Raw genomic sequence first — 25,282 nt, forward strand, 5'->3', positions numbered from 1 at the left:
CATCACTGCGCCTCCGGTGCCGGCGCGGTCAGGGCGGTATCGGCCTTGCGCCAGCGCTGGCTGACGCGCTGCACCACCACGTAGAGCAGCGGCACGAAGATGAGCGCCAGCACTGTGGCGCCGACCATGCCACCGACCACGGCGGTGCCGATGGCGTTGTGGCTGCCCGAGCCGGCGCCTGTCGAGACCGCCAGCGGCATGACGCCGAACACGAAGGCCAGCGAGGTCATGATGATCGGCCGCAGCCGCAGGCGCACCGCCTGCAGCGTCGCCTCGATCAGTCCGGCGCCCTTGGCCTGCAGGTCGCGGGCGAACTCGACGATCAGGATGCCGTTCTTGGCGGTCAGGCCCATGGTGGTCAGCAGGCCGACCTGGAAGTAGATGTCGTTGGACAGGCCACGCAGCGAGGTCGCCGCCAGCGCACCGAGCACGCCGAGCGGGATCGACAGGATCACCGCCATCGGGATCGTCCAGCTCTCGTAGAGGGCCGCCAGCAGCAGGAACACCACGATCACCGACAGCGCGTAGAGCGCGGGCGCCTGGGCGCCGGCCTCGCGTTCCTGTTGCGAGATGCCGGTCCATTCATAGCCGATGCCGGCTGGCAGCCGCGCCGCCAGCTCCTCCATCGCCGCCATGGCGTCGCCGCTGCTGTAGCCCGGTGCCGCCGCACCCTGGATGTTCACCGACGGCAGGCCGTTGTAGCGCTCCAGGCGCGGCGAGCCGAAGGTCCAGCGGCCGGTGGCGAAGGCGGAGAACGGCACCATGTCGCCCTGGTCGTTGCGGACGAACCACTTCTCCAGGTCCTGCGGCTGCATCCGCGCCGAGGCCTCGCCCTGGATATAGACCTTCTTCACTCGACCGCGATCGAGGAAGTCGTTGACATAGGCGCCACCCAGCGCGGTGCTCAAGGTGGTGTTGATGTCGCTCATGGTCAGCCCCATGGCACCGACCTTGGCCGGGTCGATGTCGATCTTGAACTGCGCGGCGTCATCAAGGCCGTTGGGGCGCACGCCGGCCAGACGCGGGTCCTGGGCCGCCATGCCGAGCAGCTGGTTGCGGGCGTTCATTAGCGCTTCGTGGCCAAGGCCCGCCTCGTCGCGCAGCTGCAGGTCGAAGCCCGAGGCGTTGCCGAGTTCCTGCACCGCCGGCGGGACGATCGGCACCACCATCGCCTCGCGGATCTGCGAGAAAGCGCCCATGGCCCGCCCGGCGAGGGCGGAGACCTTGAGGTCGCTGCTGGTGCGCTCGTCGAACGGACGCAGCCGCACGAACACCATGCCGGCGTTCTGGCCGGCGCCCGCGAAGCTGAAGCCTGCGACCGTGAAGGCCGACTGCACGACGTCCTTCTCGCGGGTCATGTAATACTGCTGCACCTTGTCGAGCACGGCCAGCGTGCGTTCCTGGGTGGCGCCGGCCGGCAGCTGCACCAGCGTCAGCATCATGCCCTGGTCTTCCTCGGGCAGGAAGGCGCCGGGCAGACGGGCGAACAGCACCGGCACCGCCAGCAACAGCAGGGCGAAGGCGATCAGCCCGCGCCGGCCACGGCCGAGCAGCCGCTGCACGCCGGATTCGTAGCGCGCGGCGGTGCGGTCGAAGCCGCGGTTGAACCAGCCGAAGAAGCCCCGCGCGGCGTGCGGATCGTGCCCGTTGGGCTTGAGCAGGGTGGCGCACAGCGCCGGCGTCAGCACCAGCGCCACCACCACCGACAGCAGCATGGCGGCGACGATGGTGATGGAGAACTGGCGGTAGATCACGCCCTGAGAGCCGCCGAAGAAGGCCATCGGCACGAACACCGCGGACAGCACCAGCGCGATGCCGATCAGCGCGCCGCTGATTTCGTCCATCGACTTGCGGGTCGCCTCGCGCGGCGACAGCCGCTCGGTGGTCATCACCCGCTCGACATTCTCGACGACGACGATGGCATCGTCGACCAGCAGGCCGATGGCCAGCACCAGCGCCAGCATGGTCAGCGTGTTGATGATGAAGCCGGCGGCGGCCAGGATGCCGAAGGTGCCCAGCAGCACCACCGGCACGGCGATGGTGGGGATCAGCGTGGCGCGCCAGTTCTGCAGGAACAGGAACATCACCAGGAACACCAGCACGATGGCCTCGACCAGCGTCTTGATCACATCGTCGATGGAGCGCTGCACGAACGGCGTCGAGTCGTGCGGGATGACGTAGGAGACACCCTCGGGGAACGAGGCCGACATCTTCTCCATTGTCGCCTTGATGGCCTCGGCGGTGTCCAGCGCGTTGGCGCCGGTGGCCAGCTTGATCGCCATGCCGGCGGCGGGCTTGCCGTTGTAGCGGGCGACGCTGCCGTAATTCTCCGAACCCAGCTCGACACGGGCGATATCGCCCAGCCGCACAGTGGCGCCGTCGCTGGCGGATTTGACCACGATGGCGCGGAACTGCTCGGGCGTCTGCAGGCGCGACTGCACCGAGATGGTGGCGCTGATCGCCGTGCCGGGCAGCGCCGGCGTGCCGCCGAGCTGGCCGGCCGACACCTGGGTGTTCTGCGCCTTCAAGGCGGTGACGACGTCAGCGGGCGTCAGGTCGCGGGCGGCGAGCTTGTCCGGGTCGAGCCAGATGCGCATGGCGTACTGGGCATCGAACAGCTGCACGTCGCCGACGCCGTCGAGGCGGCTGATCGGGTCCTGGATGTGGGCGGCGAGATAATCGCCCATGTCCTTGCCGGAATAGCGGCCGTCCTTGGAATACAGCGCCACCACCATGATGAAGTTGCGCGCCGACTTGGTGACGGTGACGCCCTGCTGCTGCACTTCCTGCGGCAGCAGCGGCGTGGCGCTCTGCAGCTTGTTCTGCACCTGCACCTGGGCGATGTCGGGGTCGGTGCCGGCCTTGAAGGTCAGCGTCACCTGGGCCGAACCGCTCGAGTCGCTGGTGGCGCTCATGTACAGCAGGCCGTCGAGACCCTTCATCTTCTGCTCGATGATCTGGGTGACGGCGTCCTCCATGGTCTGGGCGGAGGCGCCGGGGTAATTGGCCGAAACCGTCACCTGCGGCAGCGCGATATTGGGATATTGCGCCACCGGCAGCGAGAAGACGGCAAGACCGCCGGCCAGCATGATGACCAGCGCGATGACCCAGGCGAAGATGGGTCTGTCGATGAAAAACCGCGACAACATGATGGATCAGCCCTTCGAGGTAACCAGCGTCGGTTTCACCGGCATGCCGGGGCGCAACTGCTGCAGGCCGTCGACGATCACCGCGTCGCCGGCCTTGAGACCGCCGGACACCAGCCAGCGGCTGCCGACCGCCTGGCCGACCTGGATCGGCCGCAACTCGGCCTTGTTGTTCGGCCCCACCACCAGCGTGGTGGCATGGCCCTGGGCGTCGCGGCTGACGGCGGCCTGGGGCACCAGCAGGGCGTCGTCGAGGTGCTGCCGCGGCAGTGTCGCGCGCACATACATGCCCGGCAGCAGCAGCCCGTCGGGGTTGGCGAACTGGGCGCGCAGCGTCACCGAGCCCATGGCCGGATCGACCGCGACCTCGCTGAACTTCAGCGTGCCCTTGCCGGGGTAGGCCGAGCCGTCCTCCAGCGTCAGCGCGACGTCGGCCGTCCGGTCGCGCCATGCCGTGCTCCCGTTCATTGCCTTGCGCAGGCGCAGCAGATCGGCCGCCGACTGGGTGATGTCGACATAGACGGGGTCCAGCCGGTGGATGGTCGCCAGCGCGTCGGCCTGGCCGGCGGTGACCAGCGCGCCGGCGGTCACCGTCGATTTGCCGATGCGCCCGGAGATCGGCGCCATCACCCGGGTGTAGCCGAGGTTGATCTCGGCCTGGCGGACGGCGGCCTGCTGGGCGGCGACATTGGCCAGCGCCTGCTGATAGGCCGCCTGGGCATCGTCATTGTCCTGCCGGCTGACGGCGTTGGTGGTCACCAGCTCGCGGTAACGCTCGGCCTTGAGTTTGGCGGCGCCGAGTGTCGCCCGGGCCTGGGCGAGGCCGGCGCGCGCACTGTCGAGCTGCGCCTGATAGGGCGCGGGGTCGATCTGGTAGAGCGGCTGGCCCTGGCGCACCAGCGCGCCCTCGGTGAATAGCCTAGCAGTGACGATGCCGCCGATCTGCGGCCGCACCTCCGACACTTCATAGGCGGTCACCCGGCCGCTCATCTCGCTGGTGAGGTCGACCGGCTGGGGCGCCAGCGTCACCACGCCGACCGGGGTCGGCCCTCCGTTGCCGCCCTGGGGCGCGTCCGACTGGCAGGCGGCCAGCAGGCCGGCGGCAGCCAGCAGGGTGAGAACGGCGGGCGGGGCGGGGCGGGGGGCAGCCATGGGAACCTCGAAATGCGGCGGTGCGACGGACCGCCCGAATATCTGGACAAATCGAAAATGAACGTTCATTCTCATGTTTGGAACTTAATCCCGGCCCGGTTTCGTGTCAACTGCTGGACCCGGGGAGGACGTATGAACGAACAGAACAGTGAGGCCGTGATTCGACGACAGTCGCTGGCGGACAGCCGGCGGGCGCAGATTCTGGAGGCGGCGGAGGCCTGCGCGCTGCGCGCCGGTTTCCATGGCGCCAGCATGGCCGAGATCGCCAAGCAGGCGGGCCTGAGTGTCGGCCAGATCTATCGCTACTTCGAGAACAAGGCGGCGATCATCGCCGGCCTTGCCAAGCGCGACCGCGACGAGTTCAGCGGTTTGTTCGACGCGCTGGAGCATAGCGACGATCTGCTGGGCGGCCTGAGCAACCTGATCATCGACGCGGTGCGGGCGTTCGCCGGCAGCAAGCACGCGGTACTGATGGTGGAAACGGTGGCGGAGACGGCGCGCAACGAGGAAGTGGCGCGCATGGTGCGGCTGACGGATGCCGAGGAACGCCAGCGCCTGCTCGACACGGTGGCCCGCCTGCGCCGGCCGGACTGGAGCGACGACGACGTGCTGCTGCGCACCGAGATGATGGCGATCATCATCGAGGGCATCGCCGTGCGGGCGATCCTGCACCCCGAGCTGGACAAGGAGAAGCTGGCCCAGCTGGCCGGCTGTCTGGTCCGCCATGCGCTCGACAGCGAGTCGGTGGCCGCATTGCGGACGCGCCAGGAAGCGGCGGTCAGCGGCTGAGCGTCAGATGGTGGCGGTGCGCGAGGGACCGCGCGGCTATTCCAGCGTCAGCAGATAGGTCACGACCTCCTGCCGCCGGGCGGCGTCGGCGATGCCCATGAACGGCATCCGGGTGCCGGGAACCAGTTTCTGCGGCGATGTCAGCCAGCGGTCGAGCGTCGCGGCGTCCCAGGTCAGGCCCGACTTTTTCAATGCATCGCTGTAAGCATAACCGGGCACTGAGGCGGCCTTGCGGCCGGCGACACCGGCGAGGCTGGGGCCGAAGCCGTTGCGGCCGGTCTCGATGGTATGGCAGGCGAGGCACTGGGTGAAGGCCGCCGGGCGTGTGGCCGGCGGCGGAGCCGCCGCCGTGTCGGCGCGGGCGGGCATGGTGGTCAAGGCGATGGCCGCGGCAAGCAGGGGAGGGGCGATCCGGACCAGCGCCGGGGTGACGCTACTCGACATGGGCGTTACTCCAACTCATGTTTGGGCATGCGATGATTGAGAAACGGCGGCATCCCGTGATGCCGCCGTCTCCATCGCCGACCGTCGGGATACTACCGGCGGTCAAGCTCCATGACCTTGGTCCAGGCGGCCACGAAGTCCTGAACGAACTTGTCCTTGGCATCATTGGCGGCATAGACCTCCGATACCGCCCGCAGTTCGGAGTGGGAGCCGAACACCAGGTCGACCGGGGTCGCCGTCCACTTGAGCTGGCCATTCTTGCGGTCATACCCCTCGTACAGACCGGCCGTCTTGGTCGATTTCGACCACTTGGTCGACATGTCGAGCAGGTTGACGAAGAAGTCGTTGGTGAGCTGGCCCGGCCGGCTGGTGAATACGCCGTGCGTCGCGCCGCCGGTGTTGGCGTTGAGGGCGCGCATGCCACCCACCAGCACGGTCATTTCCGGCACGGTCAGCGACAGCGTATCCGCCTTGTCGACCAGGGCTTCGGCGGGCGACAGCCGGCTGTCGGGACCATGGTAGTTGCGGAAGCCGTCAGCAGTGGGTTCCAAAACCGCGAAGGACGCAACATCGGTCTGTGCCGGGCTGGCATCCATGCGCCCCGGGGTGAATGGCACCTTGATGTCGTGGCCGGCCAGCTTCGCTGCCTGCTCGATGCCGGCGGCGCCGCCGAGCACGATCAGGTCCGCCAGCGAGACCTTCTTGCCGCCCTTCTGGGCGCGGTTGAAGTCCTTCTGCACCGCTTCCAGCTGCTTCAAGACCCTGGCAATCTCGGCTGGATTGTTGACGGCCCAGTTCTTTTGCGGGTCAAGCCGCAGGCGGCCGCCATTGGCACCGCCGCGGCGGTCGGTGTCGCGGTAGCTCGCGGCCGCCGCCCAGGCGGTGCGCACCAGTTCCGGCACGGTCAGCCCGGTGGCGAGAATCTTCGCCTTGAGCTGAGCGGTGTCCGCCGCGTCGATCAGCGGGTGATCGACGGCCGGGATCGGATCCTGCCAGATCAAGTCCACCTTTGGCGCTTCGGCGCCGAGATAGCGGGCCTTGGGCCCCATGTCGCGGTGGGTCAGCTTGAACCAGGCACGGGCGAAGGCATCGGCATAGGCATCCGGATTTTCGCGGAAGCGCTCGGCGATCTTGCGGTAGGCCGGGTCCATTTTGAGCGACAGGTCGGTGGTGAACATGATCGGCGTGTGCATCTTGCCGGCCACGTGGGCGTCCGGCACGAAGCGGGCGGCGTCGGCATTGCTCGGCACCCACTGGACGGCGCCGGCCGGGCTCTTCGTCTGCACCCAGTCAAAAGCAAACAGGTTGTCGAGATACTGCGTCGTCCACGCGATCGGGTTCGCCGACCAGGCACCTTCCAGCCCACTGGTGATGGTGTCTTCCGAGTGGCCCTTGCCGCATTTGTTCGCCCAGCCAAGGCCCTGCTGCTCGACACTGGCCCCCGCCGGATCGGCACCCAGGCATTCGTCGGGCTTGTGGGCGCCGTGCGCCTTGCCGAAGGTGTGGCCGCCAGCGATCAGCGCCACGGTTTCCTCGTCGTTCATCGCCATGCGACCGAAGGTGTCGCGGATGTCCTTGGCGGCGGCAATCGGGTCCGGATTGCCGTTCGGGCCTTCCGGGTTCACGTAGATCAGGCCCATCTGCACGGCGGCCAGCGGCTTTTCCAGCTTGCGTTCGCCATGGTAGCGCTGGTCGGCGAGCCACTTATTCTCCGGCCCCCAGTAGACCATGTCGGCTTCCCACTCGTCGACGCGTCCGCCGGCGAAGCCGAATGTCTTGAAGCCCATCGACTCCAGCGCCACGTTGCCGGTGAGCACCATCAGGTCGGCCCAACTGATCTGACGGCCATATTTCTGCTTGATCGGCCACAGCAGGCGGCGGGCCTTGTCGAGACTGACGTTGTCGGGCCACGAATTCAGCGGTTCGAAACGCTGCTGGCCGCCATCGGCACCGCCACGACCATCGAAAATGCGATAGGTGCCGGCGCTGTGCCAGGCCATGCGGATGAAGAACGGGCCATAATGACCATAGTCCGCCGGCCACCAGTCCTGCGACGTCGTCATCAATGCCTTGATGTCCGCCTTCAGCGCGGCGAGATCGAGCTTCTTGAACTCTTCGGCATAGTTGAAATTGCCGCCCATCGGATCGGATTCTGTCGCGTGCTGACGCAGCGGGCGAAGGTCGAGGCGTTCCGGCCACCAGTCCTGATTGGACATGGGTTTGCCGGCGGAGTCGCCTTGAACGACAGGTGGCTTTTTACTGGCAAGCGCCGGTGTCACCGTCATCGTGGTCATGGTCACCGCGACAATGGCGAGCAGGGAAACTGATTTGTTGAGCATCATGCCCTCCCGTGGATGTGTGTATTTGCAGGCGGGGCGCACGATACGGCAGACGGCAAATATGAAGGAAACGCATTGTATTCATCAGTGTGATCGAATTCGGCGATGAATGCTTGTGCGACTGCACAATAGTACCCTGAAAACACCGGATACTTTGCGATACTGAGGCGGGCCCGCAATCAAGTATCCGCGATCGTTACGGCGGCGGCTATGGTCTTGGCCGGGCCGCGGGATGATCGCCCGACGGAGGCCGGTGTCACAAGCCGGGATTCTTGAGATAGGCGATCAGCGCGGCGCGATCTTCCGGCCTTGCCATGCCGGTGAAGGGCAGGCAGAGGCCAGGTGCGATCGACTGCGGTCGGTGGAGCAGCCGGTCCAGTTGTTTCTCGTTCCAGATGAAGCTCTGGTGGCGCAAGGCGTCAGTGTAGGTGAAGCCCTCGATCGACGCGACAGGACGATCAACGATCGACGCGAGATGAGGCCCCGCCATCGGACGCGAGTCGGCGCTTGTTGCATGGCAGGCGGCGCAACGGATGAACAGGCGCTGGCCGGCTTCTTCCGCCGATGGTCCGTCGGCACGCGCAGCGGTGCCCGGCAGCGGGTATAGGGACAACAGCAGCGCCGCGACAATGTGGATCGCGTTGGCGCTGGCGCTGCGTGCTCGTGCCGCGCGGGGGCTAACTGACGTGTCGTTCCGGGGTACTGGCATGGCTGCGGCTTCGGATGGGGAACTGTCTTGCGGTGGTCATGCCGCCGTGTCGACTGGCGATGGCGGCGATACGGACCACCACGTTGGGCGCGCTCATCTGAGCGTGGATTGGCACCGCCCTCGGATTTCCCATAGCTGGTGCTTTGCGTCGGGCTGGTCAAGGGTGTCGCCGGATCAACGACCGACACAGCAGGCAGGAAGAGGACAGGATCATGGGCAATCTGACGGGGCGGGTGGCGCTGGTGACGGGGGCTGCCAACGGCATCGGGCTTGCCATCGCGGGCACGCTGGAGGCCGCCGGCGCCCAGGTGGTGACCACCGACATCGTACCGGCGCAGGCGCCGGTCGGACGCTTCCTCGCCCATGACGTGACCTCGCCCGAACAGTGGGCCGGGGTGCTGGCGACCGTCGAGCGCGAATTCGGCCGGCTCGACGTGCTGGTGAACAATGCCGGCATCGTCCATTCGGCGCCGGTGGAGACGACGAGCCTGGAGGACTGGCGGCGGGTGACGGCGGTCAACGTCGATGGCGTGTTCCTGGGCGTCAAGGCGGCACTGCCGCTGATGCGCGCGAGCGCCGCGACGACGCCGTTCGGCGGCTCGATCATCAACGTGTCCTCGGTGGCCGGTCTGGTCGGCGCGCCGCTGTTCAGCGCCTACTGCATGAGCAAGGGCGCGGTGCGGCTGTTCACCAAGGCGACGGCGGCCGAGTTCGGCGTGCTGGGCCACAAGATCCGCGTCAACTCCGTCCATCCCGGTGGCGTCGATACCGCGATGATGGATCGCATCTACGCGCGTGCCGTCGAGCAGGGGCTGGTGGAGTCGGTGGAGGCGGCGCGTGCCGGCGTGGTCGCCACTCATCCGCTGGGCCGGCTCGCCAACCCGGACGACATCGCCAAGGTGGTGCGCTTCCTCGCCTCCGACGATGCCGGCTACATGACCGGCTCGGAAGTGGTGGTGGACGGCGGCCACACCGCGATCTGAGCCCGGCCGGCGGTTGGCGCCGGCATTGCTGTCATCACTCTCAGGCGCTGCCCAGCGGGTAGCGTTCGAGGATGGTGTAGACCGCGCCGTCGCGGCTGAGCGTGCTTTCGTAGAGGCAGAAGTCGTCCACCGGGAAGGGGGGACCGCTGATGCCGCCCTGGTCGGTCATGAAGCCGCCCAGCGGGCCGGTGCGGCCATTCAGGCGGGCGATGGTGATGTGCGGCTTGAACTGGCGCGTCTCCGGCGCGATGCCAACGCGGGCGAGTGCCTGATCGACCTTGTTGTGCAGCGCCTTCACCGCCGCCTCCGGGGTGACGCCGATCCACAGCGCCTCCGGCCGGGTGGGCTTGCCGAACACGCCCGCGCCGGCGAGCGACAGGCTGAAACGCGGGTGGTGGACGCCCGCCAGCGCGGCCGCCGCGTCGGCGGCCTGGTGGCGGTCCAGCTCGCCGAGGAAGCGCAGCGTCAGGTGCAACTGGTCGGCGCTTTGCCAGCGGGCACCGGAGACACCGCCTTGGGCCAGCAGCAGCCGCTGCTTGATGTCTTCCGGCGGATCGAGGGCGACGAACAGGCGCATGGCGGCGAAATCCAGGTGGTCGGGGCGCACGAGTGGGTACGCGTGGCGCTAGCGTAGCGCCTGTTTCACCGCCGGCGCCAGTCTGTCGACAATCACCCGCACGCCCTGGGCGTTGGGGTGCATGCCGTCGGCCTGGTTGAGTTTCGGGTTGGCGGCGACGCCATCGAGAAAGAACGGATAGAGCGCCACGCCATGGGCCTTGGCGAGGGTGGGATAGATGGGATCGAACGCCCGGGCATAGTCCTGGCCCAGGTTGCGCGGCGCCATCATGCCCGCCAGCAGTACGCGGATCTTGCGCCGCTTCAGGTCGCCCAGCATGGCGTCGAGGTTGGCGCGGGTCAGCTTCGGGTCGATGCCGCGCAGCGCGTCGTTGGCGCCGAGTTCAAGAATCACCAGGTCGGGTTTGGTCTTCAGCGACGCCAGCACCCAGGCCAGTCGCGCCCTGCCGCCGGTGGTGGTGTCGCCCGAGACGCCAGCGTTGTGAACCCGTACCTTGAGCCCGTCGGCGCGCAGTTTCGCCTCCAGCCGGGGCACGACGCCTTCGCCGGGGCCCAGGCCATAACCGGCGGTCAGGCTGTCACCGAAGGCGAGAATCAGCTTTTCCGCGGCCACGGCTGGCAGGCTGATGGTTGCGACCAGCACTGCCAGGCTCAGGACGAGTGGATTGAACATCCGCTTGAACACACCATATCCCCGGGTCATGGTTACACCTTCGCAATCGCATCAATTCCAGCACAGGCCTGAAACAATGGGCACTTTGGCGCCGGTCATCAAGTTGCAGTCCGTCCGGCTGAGCCTGACGAGCGGCGCGGGGAGGGTGGACATCCTCAAAGGCGTCGATCTGAGCGTCGGCGCGGCCGAGACGGTGGCGATCCTGGGGCCGTCGGGCTCCGGCAAGTCTTCGCTGATGGCGATCATGGCCGGCCTTGAGCAGGCGAGCAGCGGCTCGGTGCTGGTCGACGGGCAGGACTTCTCGGCGCTGAACGAAGACGCGCTGGCGCGCGCCCGGCGCGGGCGCATCGGCATCGTGCTGCAGGCCTTCCACCTCATCCCGACGATGACGGCGCTGGAGAATGTCGCCGCCCCGCTAGAACTGGCCGGCGCGGCCGACGCCTTCGGTCAGGCGGCCCGCCAGCTCGAAGCGGTGGGCCTAGGGCACCGGCTCGACCACTATCCGGCCCAGCTTTCCGGCGGCGAGCAGCAGCGGGTGGCGCTGGCGCGCGCGGTGGCGACGCGGCCGGCCATCCTGTTCGCCGACGAACCCACCGGCAACCTCGACGGCGCCACCGGCGAGGCGATCATCGAGCTGATGTTCGCCCTGCACGCAAGCGCCGGCATGACGCTGGTGCTGATCACCCACGACCGCGACCTCGCCCGCCGCTGTGCCCGCGTCGTCGAGATGCGCGACGGGCTGATCGTCGCCGATCATCCGGCGGCCCAGTTGCCCGCCAGTGTCCTGAAAGCCGCCGAGTGAGCGGCACCCGTTTTCTGGGCCTGCGCTGGGCGGTGCGCGACCTGCGCGGCGGGCTTGCCGGCCTGCGTCTGCTGTTCATCTGCCTAATGCTGGGCGTCGCCGCCATCGCCGGCGTCGGCAGTCTGTCGGCGAGTATTGTCGCCGGGCTCGCCGACAAGGGCCAGTCGCTGCTGGGCGGTGACCTGGAGCTGCGCCTGACCCAGCGCACCGCCACGCCCGCCGAACAGCAGGCGTTCGGGCGTCTCGGTGAGGTATCGGAGACCGCGCGCCTGCGGGCGATGGCGCGCAACCCGGTCACCGGGGGCGCGCAACTGGTCGAGCTGAAGGCGGTGGATGCGGCCTATCCCCTCTATGGCCGTTTCGGATTGACCGACGCCCGCGCCCTGCAACCGGCGATCCGGTCGGCCGGCGCGGTCATCGATCCGCTGCTGGCGCGTCGGCTGGGGCTCAAGGTCGGCGATACGGTGCAGATTGGCGAGGGCCGCTTCACGGTGCGCGGCCTGATCGCCGACGAGCCGGACCGGGCGAGCGAGGGCTTCGCGCTGGGGCCCTCGGTGCTGATCGCGATGGACGATTTCGTCTCCACCGGGCTGGTGCAGCCGGGCAGCCTGATCCGCTACCACTACCGCATCAAGATGCCGGCGACGGTCGACCCGGCGGCAGCGGAAGCCGGGCTCAACAGCCGCTTCCCCGAGGCCGGCTGGCAGGCGCGCAACCGCACCCGGGCAGCACCGGGGCTTGAACGCTTCGTCGACCAGCTCGGCCAGTTCCTGACCCTGGTCGGCCTGACCGCGCTGATGGTGGCGGGCGTCGGTGTCGGCAACGGCGTCTCGGCCTATCTTGCCCGCAAGAGCGCGGCGATCGCCACCTGGAAGAGCCTCGGCGCGTCGTCGGGGCTGATCTTCCGCGTCTATCTGCTTGAACTGGCGATGGTGGGCGGTGTCGCCATCCTGTTCGGTCTGATGCTTGGTGCGCTGGTGCCGGCCGTCGGCGGCCGGCTGCTGGCCGAGCAGCTGCCGGCGGCGCCCGCCACGGGGCTGTTTTTCTGGCCGCTGTTCAGCGCGGCGGTGAGCGGCGCGCTGGTGGCGCTGGTGTTCGCGCTGGGGCCGCTGATGCGTGCGCGCGCCGTGCCGGCGGCCCGGCTGTTCCGGGATGCGGTGGAAGACCGCCCGCGCATGCCGCTGGCCGCGCTGGCGGTGCAGACGCTGGCGGTGGCGATCGTCGTCGGCCTGGCGGTCTGGGGCGCGGCGCAGCCGCTGCTGGCGGCGGGTTTCGTCGCGGCCGCCGGCGCGGTGCTGCTGGCGTTGCGCGGTGTCGGCTGGCTTGTCGCCCGTCTGGCCGCCCGGCTGCCGCGCCCGCGCCACCCGGTCACCCGGCTCGCCATCGCCAACCTGCACCGGCCGGGCGCGGCAACGGCGCAGGTGGTGATGGGGCTCGGCCTCGGGCTGTCGCTGTTCGCGACGCTGGCGGTGATCGAGGCCAACATGACAGCGCAGATCCGCCGCACGCTGCCCGACACCGCGCCGGCGTTCTTCCTGCTCGACATCGCGCCGGACCAGGTGGCGGCGTTCCGCCGGACGGTGGCGGCGGTACCGGGGGTGGGCGCCGTCGAGACGGTGCCCAGCCTGCGCGGGCCGGTGACCCATGTGAACGGCGTGCCGGCGGAGCAGCTCAAGCCGGCGCCTGAGGTGGCGTGGATCCTGCGTGGCGATCGCGGGTTGACCTATACCGCCGAGGTGCCGGAGGGCAATGTCGTCACCAGCGGCGCCTGGTGGCCGCGCGATTATGCCGGACCGCCGCTGATCTCGCTCGACGAGGAAGTGGCGCGCGGGCTCGGCATTGGCGTTGGCGACACCGTGTCCGTGTCGGTGCTGGGTGTCGACGTCACCGCCCGCATCGCCAACCTGCGGCGGGTCGACTGGGAATCGCTGGGCTTCAACTTCGCCATGCTGTTCGCGCCTGGTACGCTGGAGCAGGCGCCGCACACCTATATGGCGACTGTCGAGGCTGAGGGCGACGCCGAGCCAGCGGTGTTCCGGCTGGTCAGCGAGCGCTACCCCACGGTGTCGATCGTGCGGATGAAGGAGACGCTGGTGCAGGTCGGCGCGCTGCTGGGGCAGATTTCGGTCGCCGTGCGCGCCATGGGCTCGGTGACCATCGTCGCCGGTGTGCTGGTGCTGATCGGTGCCATCGCCGCCGGCCGTCAGGCCAAGACCTATGACTCGGTGCTGCTCAAGCTGCTGGGGGCGACGCGGCCGCAGATTCTCGCCAGTCTGGCGCTGGAGTATGCCGTGCTCGGGCTGGTGACCGGCGTCGTGGCGCTAGGTCTCGGGCTCACTGGCGGCTGGTTCGTGGTCACCCGCGTGCTGGAGCTGGGCTGGCAGTGGGCGGTGCTGCCGCCGGTGCTGACGGTGATCGCCGGTGCCGTGTTCACCCTGATCATCGGCCTGGCGGGCACCTGGAGCGTGCTGGGTGTCAGGCCCAATCAGGTGCTGCGCGCCGCCTGAGCAGGGAAAGCGCTGCGAACGTCTCTTAACAGCCTTGAAAGATGGCTCTGGTACGCCAATATTGTTGGCGTCCGCATTTTGCGGACTTGAGATTGTGAGGGAGAACCTGATGGTGAACCAGATCGACCCGCGTTTCGCCACCGCCCAGACCGGCGGGATGGCCCGGGCCGACATCGACGTTGGCCTGCGCAAGTACATGCTGGGCGTGTACAACTACATGGCCTCCGGCGTCCTGCTGACCGGCATGGTCGCGTTGCTCGTCGCCAGCGTGCCGGCGTTGCAGCAGTTCGTGTTCTTCACCCCGTTCAAGTGGGTGGCGCTGTTCGCGCCGCTGGCCATCGTGCTGTTCTTCAGTGTCCGCCTGCACGCCATGTCGGCGTCGACGGCGCAAGCGGTGTACTGGCTCTACGCCGGCGCCATGGGCCTGTCGCTGGGCAGCATCTTCCTTGTCTATACCGGCGCCTCCATCGCCAAGACCTTCTTCGTGACCGCGACCGCCTTCGGCGCGCTCAGCCTTTACGGCTACACCACCAAGAAGGATCTCTCGGCCTGGGGCACCTTCCTGATCATGGGCGTGGTCGGCCTGCTGGTTGCCAGCCTGATCAACATCTTCCTGAAGTCGAGCGGCCTGGAGTTCGTCATCAGCGCTGCCGGCGTGCTGCTGTTCGCCGGCTTGACCGCCTACGACACCCAGAAGATCAAGGAAATGTATTACGAGGGCGACGGCTACGAGGTCACTGCCAAGAAGTCGGTGTCCGGCGCGCTGGCGCTCTACCTCGACTTCATCAACCTGTTCCTGTTCCTGCTGCGCTTCCTCGGCAATCGCGAGTAGTCGCGGCGGACACAACGGACAAACCCGAGGCCCGGCCATTGCGCCGGGCCTTGTTGTCTGTCCGCCCTTGCTGCCTGGTCGGCTTGACTTGGCCGCCCGGCCTCTCTACCCACCCCGACTGCGACAGGTTCCCCCGCGAGGGGGATGAAAAGGGAATTCGGGAGCCCGGCGTCGCACGTCCCTCGTGGCGTGTGCCGTCAGCAAGGCCGAAGCTGTCCCCGCAACTGTGAGCGGCGAGCCCGCGTGTCACAGGCCACTGAACCTCGGTTCGGGAAGGCGACACGCTCCCCGTCAGGGGGATGGTCCAGGATCGGGCCATCAGGCACTGACCCGCAAGCCAGGAGACCTGCCTGCCGCGGTCGTCCATCGTCCGGTCGGGGTGTGCCGAACGAGCGGGTTCTCCCGTGAGGCGACGCCGTTGGGTCGGGTCGCGTAAGGGCGGGGGTATTTCTCCTCTCATCATGTCGTTCCGGCCTGTGGATCCGTTCGTCCAATGGAGGACACATGACCGATCGTATCACCCTGCCGCTGGCAGGCCTTGCCATCCTGCCGCTCGCCGGCATCACCTGTCTGCCGCTGGCCGCCCATGCCGACGAGGCGGCCGACCCGACCACCGTCATCGTCACGGCCAGCCGCCTCGGCCAGCCGCTGATGGACGTTGGCACGTCCGTCACCGTGCTCGAACAGGCGGAGATCGAGGCCAGCCAGTCGGTCCTGCTGGCCGACCTGCTGGCGCGCACGGCGGGTGTCAGCGTCAGCAGCAACGGCAACCTGGGCTCGGCGACCGCGCTGCGCATCCGGGGCGCCGAGACCGACCAGACGCTGGTGCTGGTGGATGGCGTGCGCCTCAACGACCCCACCGCGACCGGCGCCGGCGTCAACTTCGGCACGCTGACGCTGCACGGGATCGAACGCATCGAGGTGCTGCGCGGCCCGCAATCGACCATCTGGGGCAGCCAGGCGATGGGCGGTGTCGTCAACATCATCACCGAGCGTGGTGACGGCCCGCTGGGCGGGCGGGCCAGTGTCGAGGTCGGCGCGCGGGACACCGTGGACGTTGCCGCGCGCGTGTCGGGCAGCACCACCTTCGTCGATTACGCGGTGGGGGCGGGGCATTTCCGCACCGATGGCATTTCCTCGGCCGACGCCGCCGACGGCAACAGCGAGCGCGATGGCTATCGCAACACCACGGTGCATGCCAAGCTGCGGCTGAAGCCCAGCGAGACGCTGAGCCTCGATCTGCGTGGCTGGCTTGCCGATGCGCGCGTCGAGTTCGACGGTTACCCGGCGCCGAGCTACAGCTTCGCCGATACCGACGAATACGGCAAAAGCCGCGACGCGGTGTTCTATGCCGGCCTCAATCTGGACCTGCTGGACGGCCGCCTCGGCAATCGCCTGGCGGTGAGCTACACCGACACCAGCCGCGACAATTACGACCCGGCGCAGGCCAGCCCCCGGACGTATCGCGCTGACGGTTCGGTGGTGCGCGTCGAATATCAGGGCACGGCACGGATCACCGAGGGTTATACGCTGGTGTTCGGCGCCGAGACCGAGAAGTCGAAGTTCGACACCGAATCGAGCTACAGCGCCGACAAAGCCGACGTGCGCATGGACAGCCTGTACGCGGAGGTCCAGGCCAAGCCGGTGGCCGGCCTGTCGTTGACGGCGGGCGTCCGCTACGATGACCAGTCGCGCTTCGGGGACGCGACCACCGTGCGCCTCACCGCCGCCTACACCCCCAATCAGGGCAACACCATCCTGCGGGCGACCTATGGCGAGGGCTTCAAGGCGCCGAGCCTCTATCAGCTCTACAGCGATTACGGCAACGCGGCGCTGCGTCCCGAGACCGCCAAGGGCTGGGATGCCGGGATCGAGCAGGCGCTTGTCGAGGGCAAACTGCGGGTCGGCGCGACGGTGTTCGGTCGCAGGACGCGCAACCAGATCGACTTCTTCTCCTGCTGGGGCAGCACCAACCCGCTGTGCGACACCCACCCCTATGGCTTTTACGACAATATCGCGCGATCGCGCGCCAAGGGCGTCGAGCTGACCCTGGTCGCCCAGCCGGTGAAGCAGGTGGCGATCAACGCCAACTACACCTACACCGATACCGAGAACCGCTCGGCGGGGTCGGCCAATCTCGGCAACGTGCTGGCGCGTCGGCCCAGGCACGTCGCCAATGTGGCGCTCGACGTCATGCCGTGGCAGGCACTCACCGCGACACTGGCGGTGCAGCATGTCTCGGCGAGCTTCGACAATGCCGCCAACACCACCCGGCTGGCCGCCTATACGGTGGTCGACCTGCGGGCGCGTTACCGCGTCAACGATGTGTTCGGGCTGTTCGGGCGGGTGGACAACCTGTTCGACGTTCGCCGTCAGACCGCCGCTGGCTATGGCTCCATCGGCATCGGTGGCTTCGCCGGCGTCGAGCTGAACTTCTGATGCGAGCGGGCGGGACGATACGTGGCCTGACGGTCGCGGTGCTGGGCGCGGTATCGCTGGTTGTCGCCAGTGGCGCCGCGGCCGGATCGGCGCCGCCGCCGGCCCGTATCGTCTCGCTCAACCCCTGCCTCGATACCATTCTCGTCCACGTCGCCGATCGCGGGCAGATCGCGGCCCTCAGCCATTATGCGCGTGAGCCGGGCGGTTCCACCATCTCGGGCGTCGCGCGCACCCTGCCGTTCACCTACGAGACGGCCGAGGAGGTGATCGCCCGCAAGCCCGATCTCGTGCTCACCAGCCAGCACAGCCAGCCCGGCACCCGGGCGGCGCTGGCCCGCCTGGGCATCCGCACCGCGCTGTTCAAGGTGCCGGAGACGCTGGCGGAAAGCATCGATCAGGTGCGTGACGTTGCCGCCGCCGTCGGTCATCCGGCGCGCGGCGAGGCGCTGGCCCGCCGGATCGAGGCGGCGATGGCGGCGGCGCGCCAACAGGCGCGCGGCGTGCCGCCGATACCCACCGTGGTGTTCCAGCCTGGCGGCTTTTCTCCCGGCAAGGGCAGTCTGCCCGACGCCCTGCTGGCGCTCGCCGGCTTCGACAACGTGGCGGCGCGCTATGGCGTCGAGCACTGGGGCGTCATCCCGCTGGAACGGCTGGTCGCCGACCCGCCGCGGCTGGTGCTGGCAGGCGGGGGCACCCTCGGTGAGCCCTTCCAGCGGACCGGCCTGCTGGCCCATCCGGTGCTGGATCGCTTGGCTGGCCGGCTGACCATCGCGCCCTATCCGGCGCCGTTGTTTTATTGCGGTGGCCCGGCCATCCTGCCGGCACTGGCCTATCTGCAACAGGCGCGCCGCGAGGTTGCCGGCGTCGCCGCCACGTCGATCAAGGGGAGCGCGCGATGACCCGGACATCCCGCCTGCGCCTGCCCCTGGGCCTGTCGCTGGGCCTGTCGCTGGGCCTGGGCCTGCTGATCCTGGTGCTGGGGCTGGCGTCGCTCGCCGCCGGCAAGGTGTGGATTCCGGTCGCTGAACTGCTGTCGCCGGCCGACGCGCCGCGCTGGTTCATTGTCGCCGAGCTGCGCCTGCCACGCGCGCTGCTGGCGATTCTCGTCGGCGCCGGCCTTGGTCTTTCCGGCGCGGTGCTGCAAGGCTATCTGCGCAATCCGCTGGCCGACCCCGGTGTGCTGGGCGTGTCGGCGTGCGCCGCGCTGGGGGCGGTGCTGTCGATCTGGTTCGGCGTCGCCTATGGTGCCGCCTGGGTACTGCCCGCCTGCGCCATGGCCGGTGCGATCGGCGGCATGGGGCTGCTTTATGCGCTGGCGGCGCGGGCCCGCGGCATCACCACCTTCATCCTGGCCGGCGTCATCCTCAACGCGCTGGCTGGCGCGTTGACCTCGCTGGCCATCAGTCTGGCGCCCAATCCTTTCGCCACGGCAGAGATCATCACCTGGCTGATGGGCGCGCTGACCGACCGCTCGTTGCAGGATGTGGCGATGGTAACGCCCTTCGTGCTTGCCGGTGGCGCACTGCTGCTGACCACCGGCCGGGCGCTCGACGCGCTGATGTTGGGCGAGCTCACCGCCCGCTCGCTGGGCATCGACCTGACGCGGGTGCGCTGGCGGGTGCTGCTGGGGGTGGGGCTGATTGTCGGGGCCACCACGGCGGTGACCGGCATGATTGGTTTCGTTGGCCTGGTGGTGCCGCATCTGGTGCGCCCGCTGGCGGGCAATCGCCCGAGTGCGCTGCTGGTGCCGAGCGCGCTTGCCGGCGCGGCGCTGGTGCTGGCTGCCGATACCGTGGTGCGCATTCTGCCCGGTGGCACCGAGGTCAAGCTCGGCATCGCCATGGCGGTGCTGGGCGCGCCCTTCTTCCTCGGGCTGCTGCTGAAGATGCGCCGGGAGATCCTATGAGCATGCTCAGCTGTCGGGATGTGGTGATGACCGCCGGCGGCCGCCGCCTGCTGGGGCCGCTATCTGCCACTTTCAAGGCCGGTGCGGTGACGGCGGTGCTCGGCCCCAACGGTGCCGGAAAATCGACCTGGCTTGCCGCGCTCGCCGGAGTCGCCCGGCCGGCGAGCGGCCAGGTGATACTGGGGGATGCCGACATGGCGGGCCTCGACCCGCTGGTGCGTGCCCGTCGGCTCGGCTTCATGGTCCAGAGCCGCGACATCGCCTGGGGCGTGAGCGTCGAGACACTGGTGGGGCTGGGGCGAATCCCGCACCATCGCTATGTCACCCTTGATGACACGACGGACGCGGCGATGGTGGCGGCGGCGCTGGAGCGCTGCGATCTGGAGGCGTTGCGCCAGCGCGACGTGCTGACACTGTCGGGTGGTGAGCGGGCGCGGGTGCTGCTGGCCCGCGTACTGGCCGGCGGCCCCGACTGGGTGCTGGCCGACGAGCCGCTGGCCGGCCTCGACCCCGCCTACCAGCTCGAAATCGTCCGACTGCTACGCGGGCTGGCCGACGAGGGGCGCGGCGTGGTGGTGACGCTCCACGATCTGACGCTGGCGGGCCGGTTCGCCGATCGGGTGATGCTGCTCAAGGACGGCCGGCTGGTGGCTGAGGGCCCACCCGATGATGTGCTGACCCCAGGGATGCTGGGTGACGTCTATGGCGTCGGCGTCGAGGTGCTCACGGCCAGCGATGGCGCGCGGGTGGTGATGCCCACCAGACGGACCCCACGGGAGTGAGCCGGGGCGATGGACCGGCGGTGAGGCCCTCGGCCGGCGTTGTGGCGCCGGATGCGTATCCCGGGTTGCCGACGCGGCCCTGACTGGCCAGACTCGCCGGGCCGACCGACCAAAGTCGGGCGGACCAGGGCCCGCATCGGTGCTAAAGACACCGCGATGGCCCTGTGAGAGGCGCATTGTTTGGGAGGATGACATGGTGGACACGGCGACAGGCCAGGGCGCGGACTGGTATGGCCGGACCTATGCCGGTTGGATGGCGGACCCCAAGGGTTTCTGGGCCGAAGCCAGCACGGCGGTAACCTGGTCGACACCGTGGACGCAGGTGCTCGACGACAGCGACAAGCCGCTCTATCGCTGGTTTGTCGGCGGAGAACTCAACACCTGTTACAACGTCATCGACCGTCATGTGGAGGCCGGGCGCGGCGACCAGCCGGCGCTGATCCACGACAGCGCCATGACCGGCGTGGTGCGCCAGTTCACCTATGCCGAGCTGCAAACGGAAGTCGCTCGCGTCGCGGGGGCCTTCCGGGCGCTTGGCGTCGGCAAGGGCGACCGGGTGGTCATCTACATGCCGATGGTGCCGGAGGCGGTGTTCGCCATGCTGGCCTGTGCCCGGCTGGGCGCGGTGCACTCGGTGGTGTTCGGCGGCTTTGCCGACAAGGAGCTGGCCAAGCGGGTGGATGACGCCAAGCCGGTGCTGGTGGTGACGGCCTCGTGCGGCCTGGAAGCCGGCCGGGTCGTTGAATACAAGCCGATCCTCGATTCCGCGCTCGACATCGCCGAGCACAAGCCGGCCCACTGCCTGATGCTGCAGCGGCCGCAATGCACGGCCTCGATGGTCGCGCCACGCGACGTCGACTGGCAGGCTGTCATGGCGACCGCCGAACCGGCGGCCTGCGTGCCCGTGGCTGCCACCGACCCGCTCTACATCCTCTACACCTCGGGTTCGACCGGCGTGCCGAAAGGCGTGGTGCGTGACAATGGCGGCCACCTGACCGCGCTGCTGTGGAGCATGGAGCACATCTACGGCGTCAAGGCCGGCGACGTGTTCTGGGCGGCCTCGGACATCGGCTGGGTGGTGGGCCACAGCTATATCGTCTATGCGCCGCTGGCGGCGGGCTGCACCACCATCATGTACGAAGGCAAGCCCGTTGGCACGCCGGACGCCGGCGCCTTCTGGCGGGTGATCGAGCAGCACAAGGTGAAGGTGCTGTTCGTCGCGCCCACCGCGTTTCGCGCCATCAAGAAGGAAGACCCGACGGCGAGCCTGCTGGCGAAGTACGACATTTCCTCGCTGGAAACGCTGTTCCTGGCTGGTGAACGCGCTGACCCGGAGACGGTGAAGTGGGCGCAGGCGACGGTGAAGGTGCCGGTGATCGACCACTGGTGGCAGACCGAGCTGGGCTGGCCGGGGGCCGCCAATTTCGCCGGTTCCCGCCTGATGCCGGTGAAGATCGGCAGTGCCGGGCTGCCGGTGCCGGGCTATGAAATCCACATCCTGTCACCGGCGTCGGAGGTGCTGGAGCCCAACCAGACCGGCGACGTGGCAATCAAGCTGCCGCTGCCGCCGGGCGCGCTGCCGACGCTGTGGAACAACGCGGAAGGGTACAAGAAGACCTACCTCGTCGACCATCCCGGCTATTACATGACCGGCGACGCCGGTTTCATCGATGACGACGGCTACCTCCATTTCATGAGCCGCACCGACGATATCATCAACGTCGCCGGCCACCGGCTGGCCACCGGCGCCATGGAGGAAGTGGTCGCCACCCACCCGTCGGTCGCCGAGTGCGCGGTGATTGGCGTGGCGGACGAGGTCAAGGGCATGGTGCCGATGGCGTTCGTCGTGCTCTATGCCAGCGAAATCCGCTCCAAGACCGACATCGAGCGCGAGGTGGTCAAGAAGGTGAGGGACACCATCGGGCCGGTGGCGGCACTGAAGATGGTGCTGCCGGTCAAGGCGCTGCCCAAGACCCGCTCGGGCAAGATCCTGCGCAAGACCATGCGCCAGATCGCCGACGGCGAGCCCTATCAGGTGCCCGCCACCATCGACGATCCGGCGGTGCTGGCGGAGATCCGCCGTACACTGCATGAGCATGGTTTCGACGTCCGTCACCCGGACTGAGGCTTCGGCGTCCGCCATCCGGACTGAGGCTTCGGCGTCCGCCATCCGGACGGACAGCGCCCGGTTGATGACGCCGCACGGGCGCCCGGTTTCAGCCTGTCGGAACGATCACGCTGGCCAGCCGTTCCACCTCGTCACGGTCGTGGCTGACATAAAGGATGGGCACTCCCAGTTCGTCCCGCAGGCGCTCGATCACGCCCATGATTTCCTCGCGCCGCGGTCGGTCGAGCGATGCTAGCGGTTCGTCCATCAGCAGGAAGCGCGGGCCCGACAGCAGCGCCCTGCCAATGGCGACGCGCTGGGCCTCGCCGCCTGACAGCGTGCGCGGCCAGCGGTCGAGCAGATGGCCGATCCCGAGGAAGCGCGTGGCTTCCGCAAGATCCATCAAGCGGTCCGCCGGTCGCGCCAGTCTCCAGCCATAGAGCAGGTTGTCGCGTACCCGCTGGTGCGGGAACAGCCGGCCGTCCTGGAAGACATAACCGGCGCGGCGCTGACGGGCGGGCACGTCGATGCCCGCCATGCTGTCGAACAGCACACTGCCGCCGACGGCGATGCGACCGGCGTCCGGGCGCAGCAGCCCGGCGATCATCTGGAGGATCGAGGTCTTGCCGGCGCCTGACGGGCCGAACAGCGCCGTCAGTCCGCCGTCGCTGGAGAAAGCGACGCGGATCGTCCGGTCGCCGAGGCGGCGTTCAATCCTGACATCAAAGGACATGGCCGCCCCGTCCAGGCCCGGTGCGCCGGGCCAGTACTTCCGATGCAACCAGCGCCACCAGCGAGAGGGCGACGGCGATCAGTGCCAGGCGGGTGACCACGGCCTCGCTGCCCGGCACCTGCAAGGCACTGTAGATGGCGATGGGCAGCGTGCGTGTCTCGCCGGGGATGTTCGAGACGAAGGTGATCGTCGCGCCGAATTCACCCAGCGAGCGGGCGAAGCCGAGCACGGCCCCCGCCAGAAGGCCGGGCAGCGCCAGCGGCAGGGTGATGGTCGCGAACACGCGCGGGCGCGAGGCGCCAAGCGTCTCTGCCGCCTGTTCGAGCCGATGGTCCACCGCCTCGATCGACAGCCGCATTGCCCGCACCATCAGCGGCAGGGCCATGACCGCCGCGGCCAGTGCGGCGCCGGTCCAGCGGAACATGAAGACGATGCCCAGCGTCTCGGCAAACCAGCGCCCGAGCGGCCCGGTGGTGCCAAAGGCGAGGAGTAGCAGCCAGCCCGTCACCACCGGCGGCAGTACCAGTGGCAGATGGACCAGCGCATCAAGCAGGATTCGCCCCGGAAACCGTCGGCGCGCCAGCAGCCACGCGAGGCCGAAGGCCACCGGCAGGCACGCCGCCACCGCCACGCCGCTAACCTTCAGTGACAGGGTGATGATGGCCCATTCGTCGGGAGAGAGCGCCATGCGGCCTCAGCGCGCCGAGAATCCGCGCCGGACAAAGATCGCCTTGCCCTCGCCTGACAGGAGAAACCGGCGAAACGCTTCCGCTTCCGGATGGGTCGAGGTACGCAGCACGGCAAGCGGGTAGGTGATCGCCGGGTGTGAGCCGGCCGGGAACGTGCCCACCACCCTGATCCGCGCCGACGCCCGCGCATCGGTCGCATAGACGATACCCAGCGGGGCCTCCCCGCGCTCCACCAGGGCCAGCGCCGCGCGGACATTCTCGGCACGGGCAATGCTGCCGGAAACGGACGGCCACACCCCCAGGCTGGTCAGCGCCGCCCGGCCATAGCGCCCGGCGGGCACACTGTCGGGGTCCGCCATCGCCAGGCGGCCCTTGCCCAGCGCGCCCGCCAGCGGGAATCCGGGCCCGATGGTCAGCCGGGCATTCCCGCCGGGTGGTTCGACCAGCACAAGACGGTTCGACAGAAAGGATACGCGGCTGCCGACCCGGATCAGTCCTTTCCTGGCGACATGATCCATCCAGTCCTCGTCAGCCGAAATGAACAGATCCGCCGGAGCACCGGCCTCGATCTGGCGGGCCAGTGCCGACGATCCGGCAAAGGAGATCACCGGGCGCCGATGGCCGCGGGCGGTCCAGGCGTCGGCTGTATCGGTCAGGGCTTCCTGCAGGCTCGCGGCAGCCAGCACCAGGACCCCGCGCGGCCGCGCCTGGGCAGGAGCTGCACCGATGACGGCGGCAAGGAGCAGGAGGAACAGGGTGCGAAGGGGCGACACGAACAGTCATCCATTTTGCTGTGTTGCATGGTATATAGGCTGGTGGCCAGCCGGCCAACCGCAAACTCATGCTTTCTGGCTGGGCTTGGGTTCGGCCCGTATCGCCTGCGCGAGCGCTGCGTGATCCGGGCAAGTGGCCGCGTGCTCAAGCTGCGCCTGCAAACCACGATAGTGTGCGAGGATGTTCTCGCCGAACTCGGTAAGCCGCGCGCCGCCGCCGTGAGCGCTGCCGGGTGCCGTGGCGACCAGCGGCTGCTGCCAGCAGCGGTTCATCGTGTCCACAAGCAGCCAGGCGCGGCGGTAGCTCATGCCCATGGCCCGGCCCGCAGCCGAGATTGACCCCTGTGCCCTGATGGCCTCAAGCAGGTCGGCCTTGCCTGGGCCCATGGCAATCTCGTCGCCGCTGTAGAGGCGGATGACGATCCTTAACGACTGATCTGATCGCATCGCCGCAGGCTAGTGCGGACCGCGCGGCCGGGCAAGCGCAGGACCCTCGGCTTCCAGCAGCGCGAGCGCCGCCATCGCCGGACTTGATCCGGGCATCCACGGACATCGCTTCCACCTGCCGCGCCCTGTCCGGCAAGGCCGCTGCCCCGGCCACCTGCTTACACGGCCTCACCCCGGCACGACAATGCCATGGATAATTCCCCCCCCCTGGGTGGCGGGTCCGGCAGGGGTGGCGGGTCCGGCAGGGGTGCGGGCTGGCGGGGCGGGGGCTGGCGGATGGCGCTGAGCGGATGGATGGTGACCCCGGCAGGACTCGAACCTGCGACCTGCGGTTTAGGAAACCGTCGCTCTATCCGGCTGAGCTACGGGGCCACGGCTGCTGGGCTAGCAACTCCCCAAGGGGCGGTCAACCGGCGCGGTCGGGGCCGCCGGCCGCAAGGCCCCGGCCCAGTGA

General features: G+C 68.6%; 21 protein-coding genes, 1 tRNA gene and 1 riboswitch. Of the genes, 10 read left to right on the forward strand and 12 right to left on the reverse strand.

Going from position 1 to position 25,282, the window contains the following annotated elements; translation table 11 throughout:
- Nucleotides 1-2: 2 nt before the first annotated feature.
- Together ABU113_RS06600 and ABU113_RS06605 are read right to left on the reverse strand one after the other, a co-directional pair.
- Nucleotides 3-3,146 carry an efflux RND transporter permease subunit gene (locus ABU113_RS06600; protein WP_454558826.1) on the reverse strand — a complete coding sequence of 1,048 codons (3,144 nt, stop codon included), beginning with the start codon at nt 3,144-3,146 and terminating at the stop codon, nt 3-5.
- Between the two features lie 9 nt (nt 3,147-3,155).
- Nucleotides 3,156-4,298 carry an efflux RND transporter periplasmic adaptor subunit gene (locus ABU113_RS06605; protein WP_454558707.1) on the reverse strand — a complete coding sequence of 381 codons (1,143 nt, stop codon included), beginning with the start codon at nt 4,296-4,298 and terminating at the stop codon, nt 3,156-3,158.
- Between the two features lie 132 nt (nt 4,299-4,430).
- Here ABU113_RS06605 and ABU113_RS06610 point away from each other — a divergent pair, with 132 nt between their 5' ends.
- Entirely contained in the window at nt 4,431-5,087 is a 657-nt protein-coding gene (locus tag ABU113_RS06610; RefSeq protein WP_454558708.1) for a TetR/AcrR family transcriptional regulator, read from the forward strand.
- A gap of 36 nt (nt 5,088-5,123) precedes the next feature.
- On the opposite strand, the gene ABU113_RS06615 is transcribed toward ABU113_RS06610, so the two are convergent.
- The 3 genes from ABU113_RS06615 to ABU113_RS06625 all read right to left on the reverse strand — a co-directional run bounded on the left by ABU113_RS06615 (nt 5,124) and on the right by ABU113_RS06625 (nt 8,579).
- Nucleotides 5,124-5,531: a c-type cytochrome gene (locus ABU113_RS06615; protein WP_454558709.1), complete on the reverse strand. Its 408-nt coding sequence runs from the start codon at nt 5,529-5,531 to the stop codon at nt 5,124-5,126.
- Between the two features lie 92 nt (nt 5,532-5,623).
- Nucleotides 5,624-7,870, reverse strand: a complete 2,247-nt coding sequence (gene katG / locus ABU113_RS06620) for a catalase/peroxidase HPI (protein ID WP_454558710.1) — start codon at nt 7,868-7,870, stop codon at nt 5,624-5,626.
- Nucleotides 7,871-8,126: 256 nt separating this feature from the next.
- Nucleotides 8,127-8,579 carry a c-type cytochrome gene (locus ABU113_RS06625; protein ID WP_454558711.1) on the reverse strand — a complete coding sequence of 151 codons (453 nt, stop codon included), beginning with the start codon at nt 8,577-8,579 and terminating at the stop codon, nt 8,127-8,129.
- A gap of 212 nt (nt 8,580-8,791) precedes the next feature.
- Between ABU113_RS06625 and ABU113_RS06630 the strand changes: the two genes are divergently transcribed.
- Nucleotides 8,792-9,562 (forward strand): SDR family NAD(P)-dependent oxidoreductase, encoded by a 771-nt coding sequence (locus tag ABU113_RS06630; protein ID WP_454558712.1) that lies wholly within the window; start codon nt 8,792-8,794, stop codon nt 9,560-9,562.
- 40 nt (nt 9,563-9,602) lie between these two features.
- Here the strand turns inward: ABU113_RS06630 and thpR are convergent, their stop codons facing one another.
- On the reverse strand, nt 9,603-10,169 hold the full coding sequence (thpR, locus tag ABU113_RS06635; protein ID WP_454558713.1) for an RNA 2',3'-cyclic phosphodiesterase: 567 nt from the start codon (nt 10,167-10,169) through the stop codon (nt 9,603-9,605).
- An 18-nt stretch (nt 10,170-10,187) separates the two neighbouring features.
- Complete coding sequence (locus tag ABU113_RS06640) at nt 10,188-10,841, reverse strand: arylesterase (protein WP_454558714.1); 654 nt, start codon at nt 10,839-10,841, stop codon at nt 10,188-10,190.
- A gap of 46 nt (nt 10,842-10,887) precedes the next feature.
- Here ABU113_RS06640 and ABU113_RS06645 point away from each other — a divergent pair, with 46 nt between their 5' ends.
- From ABU113_RS06645 to ABU113_RS06680, 8 genes are all read left to right on the forward strand, one after another.
- The gene (locus ABU113_RS06645) at nt 10,888-11,613 is read left to right on the forward strand and encodes an ABC transporter ATP-binding protein (protein ID WP_454558715.1); all 726 of its coding nucleotides are present in this window, start codon (nt 10,888-10,890) and stop codon (nt 11,611-11,613) included.
- Nucleotides 11,610-14,120: an ABC transporter permease gene (locus ABU113_RS06650; RefSeq protein ID WP_454558716.1), complete on the forward strand. Its 2,511-nt coding sequence runs from the start codon at nt 11,610-11,612 to the stop codon at nt 14,118-14,120. Before ABU113_RS06645 ends, ABU113_RS06650 begins: the two co-directional genes overlap by 4 nt.
- 109 nt (nt 14,121-14,229) lie before the next feature.
- Nucleotides 14,230-14,952, forward strand: a complete 723-nt coding sequence (locus ABU113_RS06655; RefSeq protein ID WP_454558717.1) for a Bax inhibitor-1/YccA family protein — start codon at nt 14,230-14,232, stop codon at nt 14,950-14,952.
- 108 nt (nt 14,953-15,060) lie between these two features.
- A riboswitch (cobalamin riboswitch) is annotated at nt 15,061-15,320 on the forward strand.
- A 136-nt stretch (nt 15,321-15,456) separates the two neighbouring features.
- On the forward strand, nt 15,457-17,391 hold the full coding sequence (locus ABU113_RS06660) for a TonB-dependent receptor plug domain-containing protein (protein WP_454558718.1): 1,935 nt from the start codon (nt 15,457-15,459) through the stop codon (nt 17,389-17,391).
- The gene (locus tag ABU113_RS06665) at nt 17,391-18,290 is read left to right on the forward strand and encodes an ABC transporter substrate-binding protein (RefSeq protein ID WP_454558719.1); all 900 of its coding nucleotides are present in this window, start codon (nt 17,391-17,393) and stop codon (nt 18,288-18,290) included. Before ABU113_RS06660 ends, ABU113_RS06665 begins: the two co-directional genes overlap by 1 nt.
- A complete protein-coding gene (locus ABU113_RS06670; protein ID WP_454558720.1) occupies nt 18,287-19,297 on the forward strand; it encodes a FecCD family ABC transporter permease in 1,011 nt (336 codons plus the stop codon). Before ABU113_RS06665 ends, ABU113_RS06670 begins: the two co-directional genes overlap by 4 nt.
- Complete coding sequence (locus tag ABU113_RS06675; protein ID WP_454558721.1) at nt 19,294-20,079, forward strand: ABC transporter ATP-binding protein; 786 nt, start codon at nt 19,294-19,296, stop codon at nt 20,077-20,079. Before ABU113_RS06670 ends, ABU113_RS06675 begins: the two co-directional genes overlap by 4 nt.
- A 193-nt stretch (nt 20,080-20,272) precedes the next feature.
- Nucleotides 20,273-22,204 carry a propionyl-CoA synthetase gene (locus tag ABU113_RS06680; protein WP_454558722.1) on the forward strand — a complete coding sequence of 644 codons (1,932 nt, stop codon included), beginning with the start codon at nt 20,273-20,275 and terminating at the stop codon, nt 22,202-22,204.
- 91 nt (nt 22,205-22,295) lie between these two features.
- On the opposite strand, the gene ABU113_RS06685 is transcribed toward ABU113_RS06680, so the two are convergent.
- The 5 genes from ABU113_RS06685 to ABU113_RS06705 all read right to left on the reverse strand — a co-directional run bounded on the left by ABU113_RS06685 (nt 22,296) and on the right by ABU113_RS06705 (nt 25,200).
- Nucleotides 22,296-22,919, reverse strand: a complete 624-nt coding sequence (locus tag ABU113_RS06685) for a molybdenum ABC transporter ATP-binding protein (protein ID WP_454558723.1) — start codon at nt 22,917-22,919, stop codon at nt 22,296-22,298.
- Complete coding sequence (gene modB, locus ABU113_RS06690) at nt 22,909-23,607, reverse strand: molybdate ABC transporter permease subunit (protein ID WP_454558724.1); 699 nt, start codon at nt 23,605-23,607, stop codon at nt 22,909-22,911. Before modB ends, ABU113_RS06685 begins: the two co-directional genes overlap by 11 nt.
- A 6-nt stretch (nt 23,608-23,613) precedes the next feature.
- Nucleotides 23,614-24,387, reverse strand: coding sequence for a molybdate ABC transporter substrate-binding protein (gene modA, locus ABU113_RS06695; protein WP_454558827.1), 774 nt, complete (start codon nt 24,385-24,387; stop codon nt 23,614-23,616).
- Between the two features lie 60 nt (nt 24,388-24,447).
- Entirely contained in the window at nt 24,448-24,828 is a 381-nt protein-coding gene (locus tag ABU113_RS06700) for a winged helix-turn-helix domain-containing protein (RefSeq protein WP_454558725.1), read from the reverse strand.
- 295 nt (nt 24,829-25,123) lie between these two features.
- Nucleotides 25,124-25,200: transfer RNA gene (locus ABU113_RS06705), tRNA-Arg, on the reverse strand.
- Between the last annotated feature and the right edge of the window lie 82 nt (nt 25,201-25,282).

Origin of the sequence: Parapedomonas caeni (genome assembly GCF_041060555.1) — a bacterium.
GTDB lineage: Bacteria > Pseudomonadota > Alphaproteobacteria > Sphingomonadales > Sphingomonadaceae > CAUJIW01.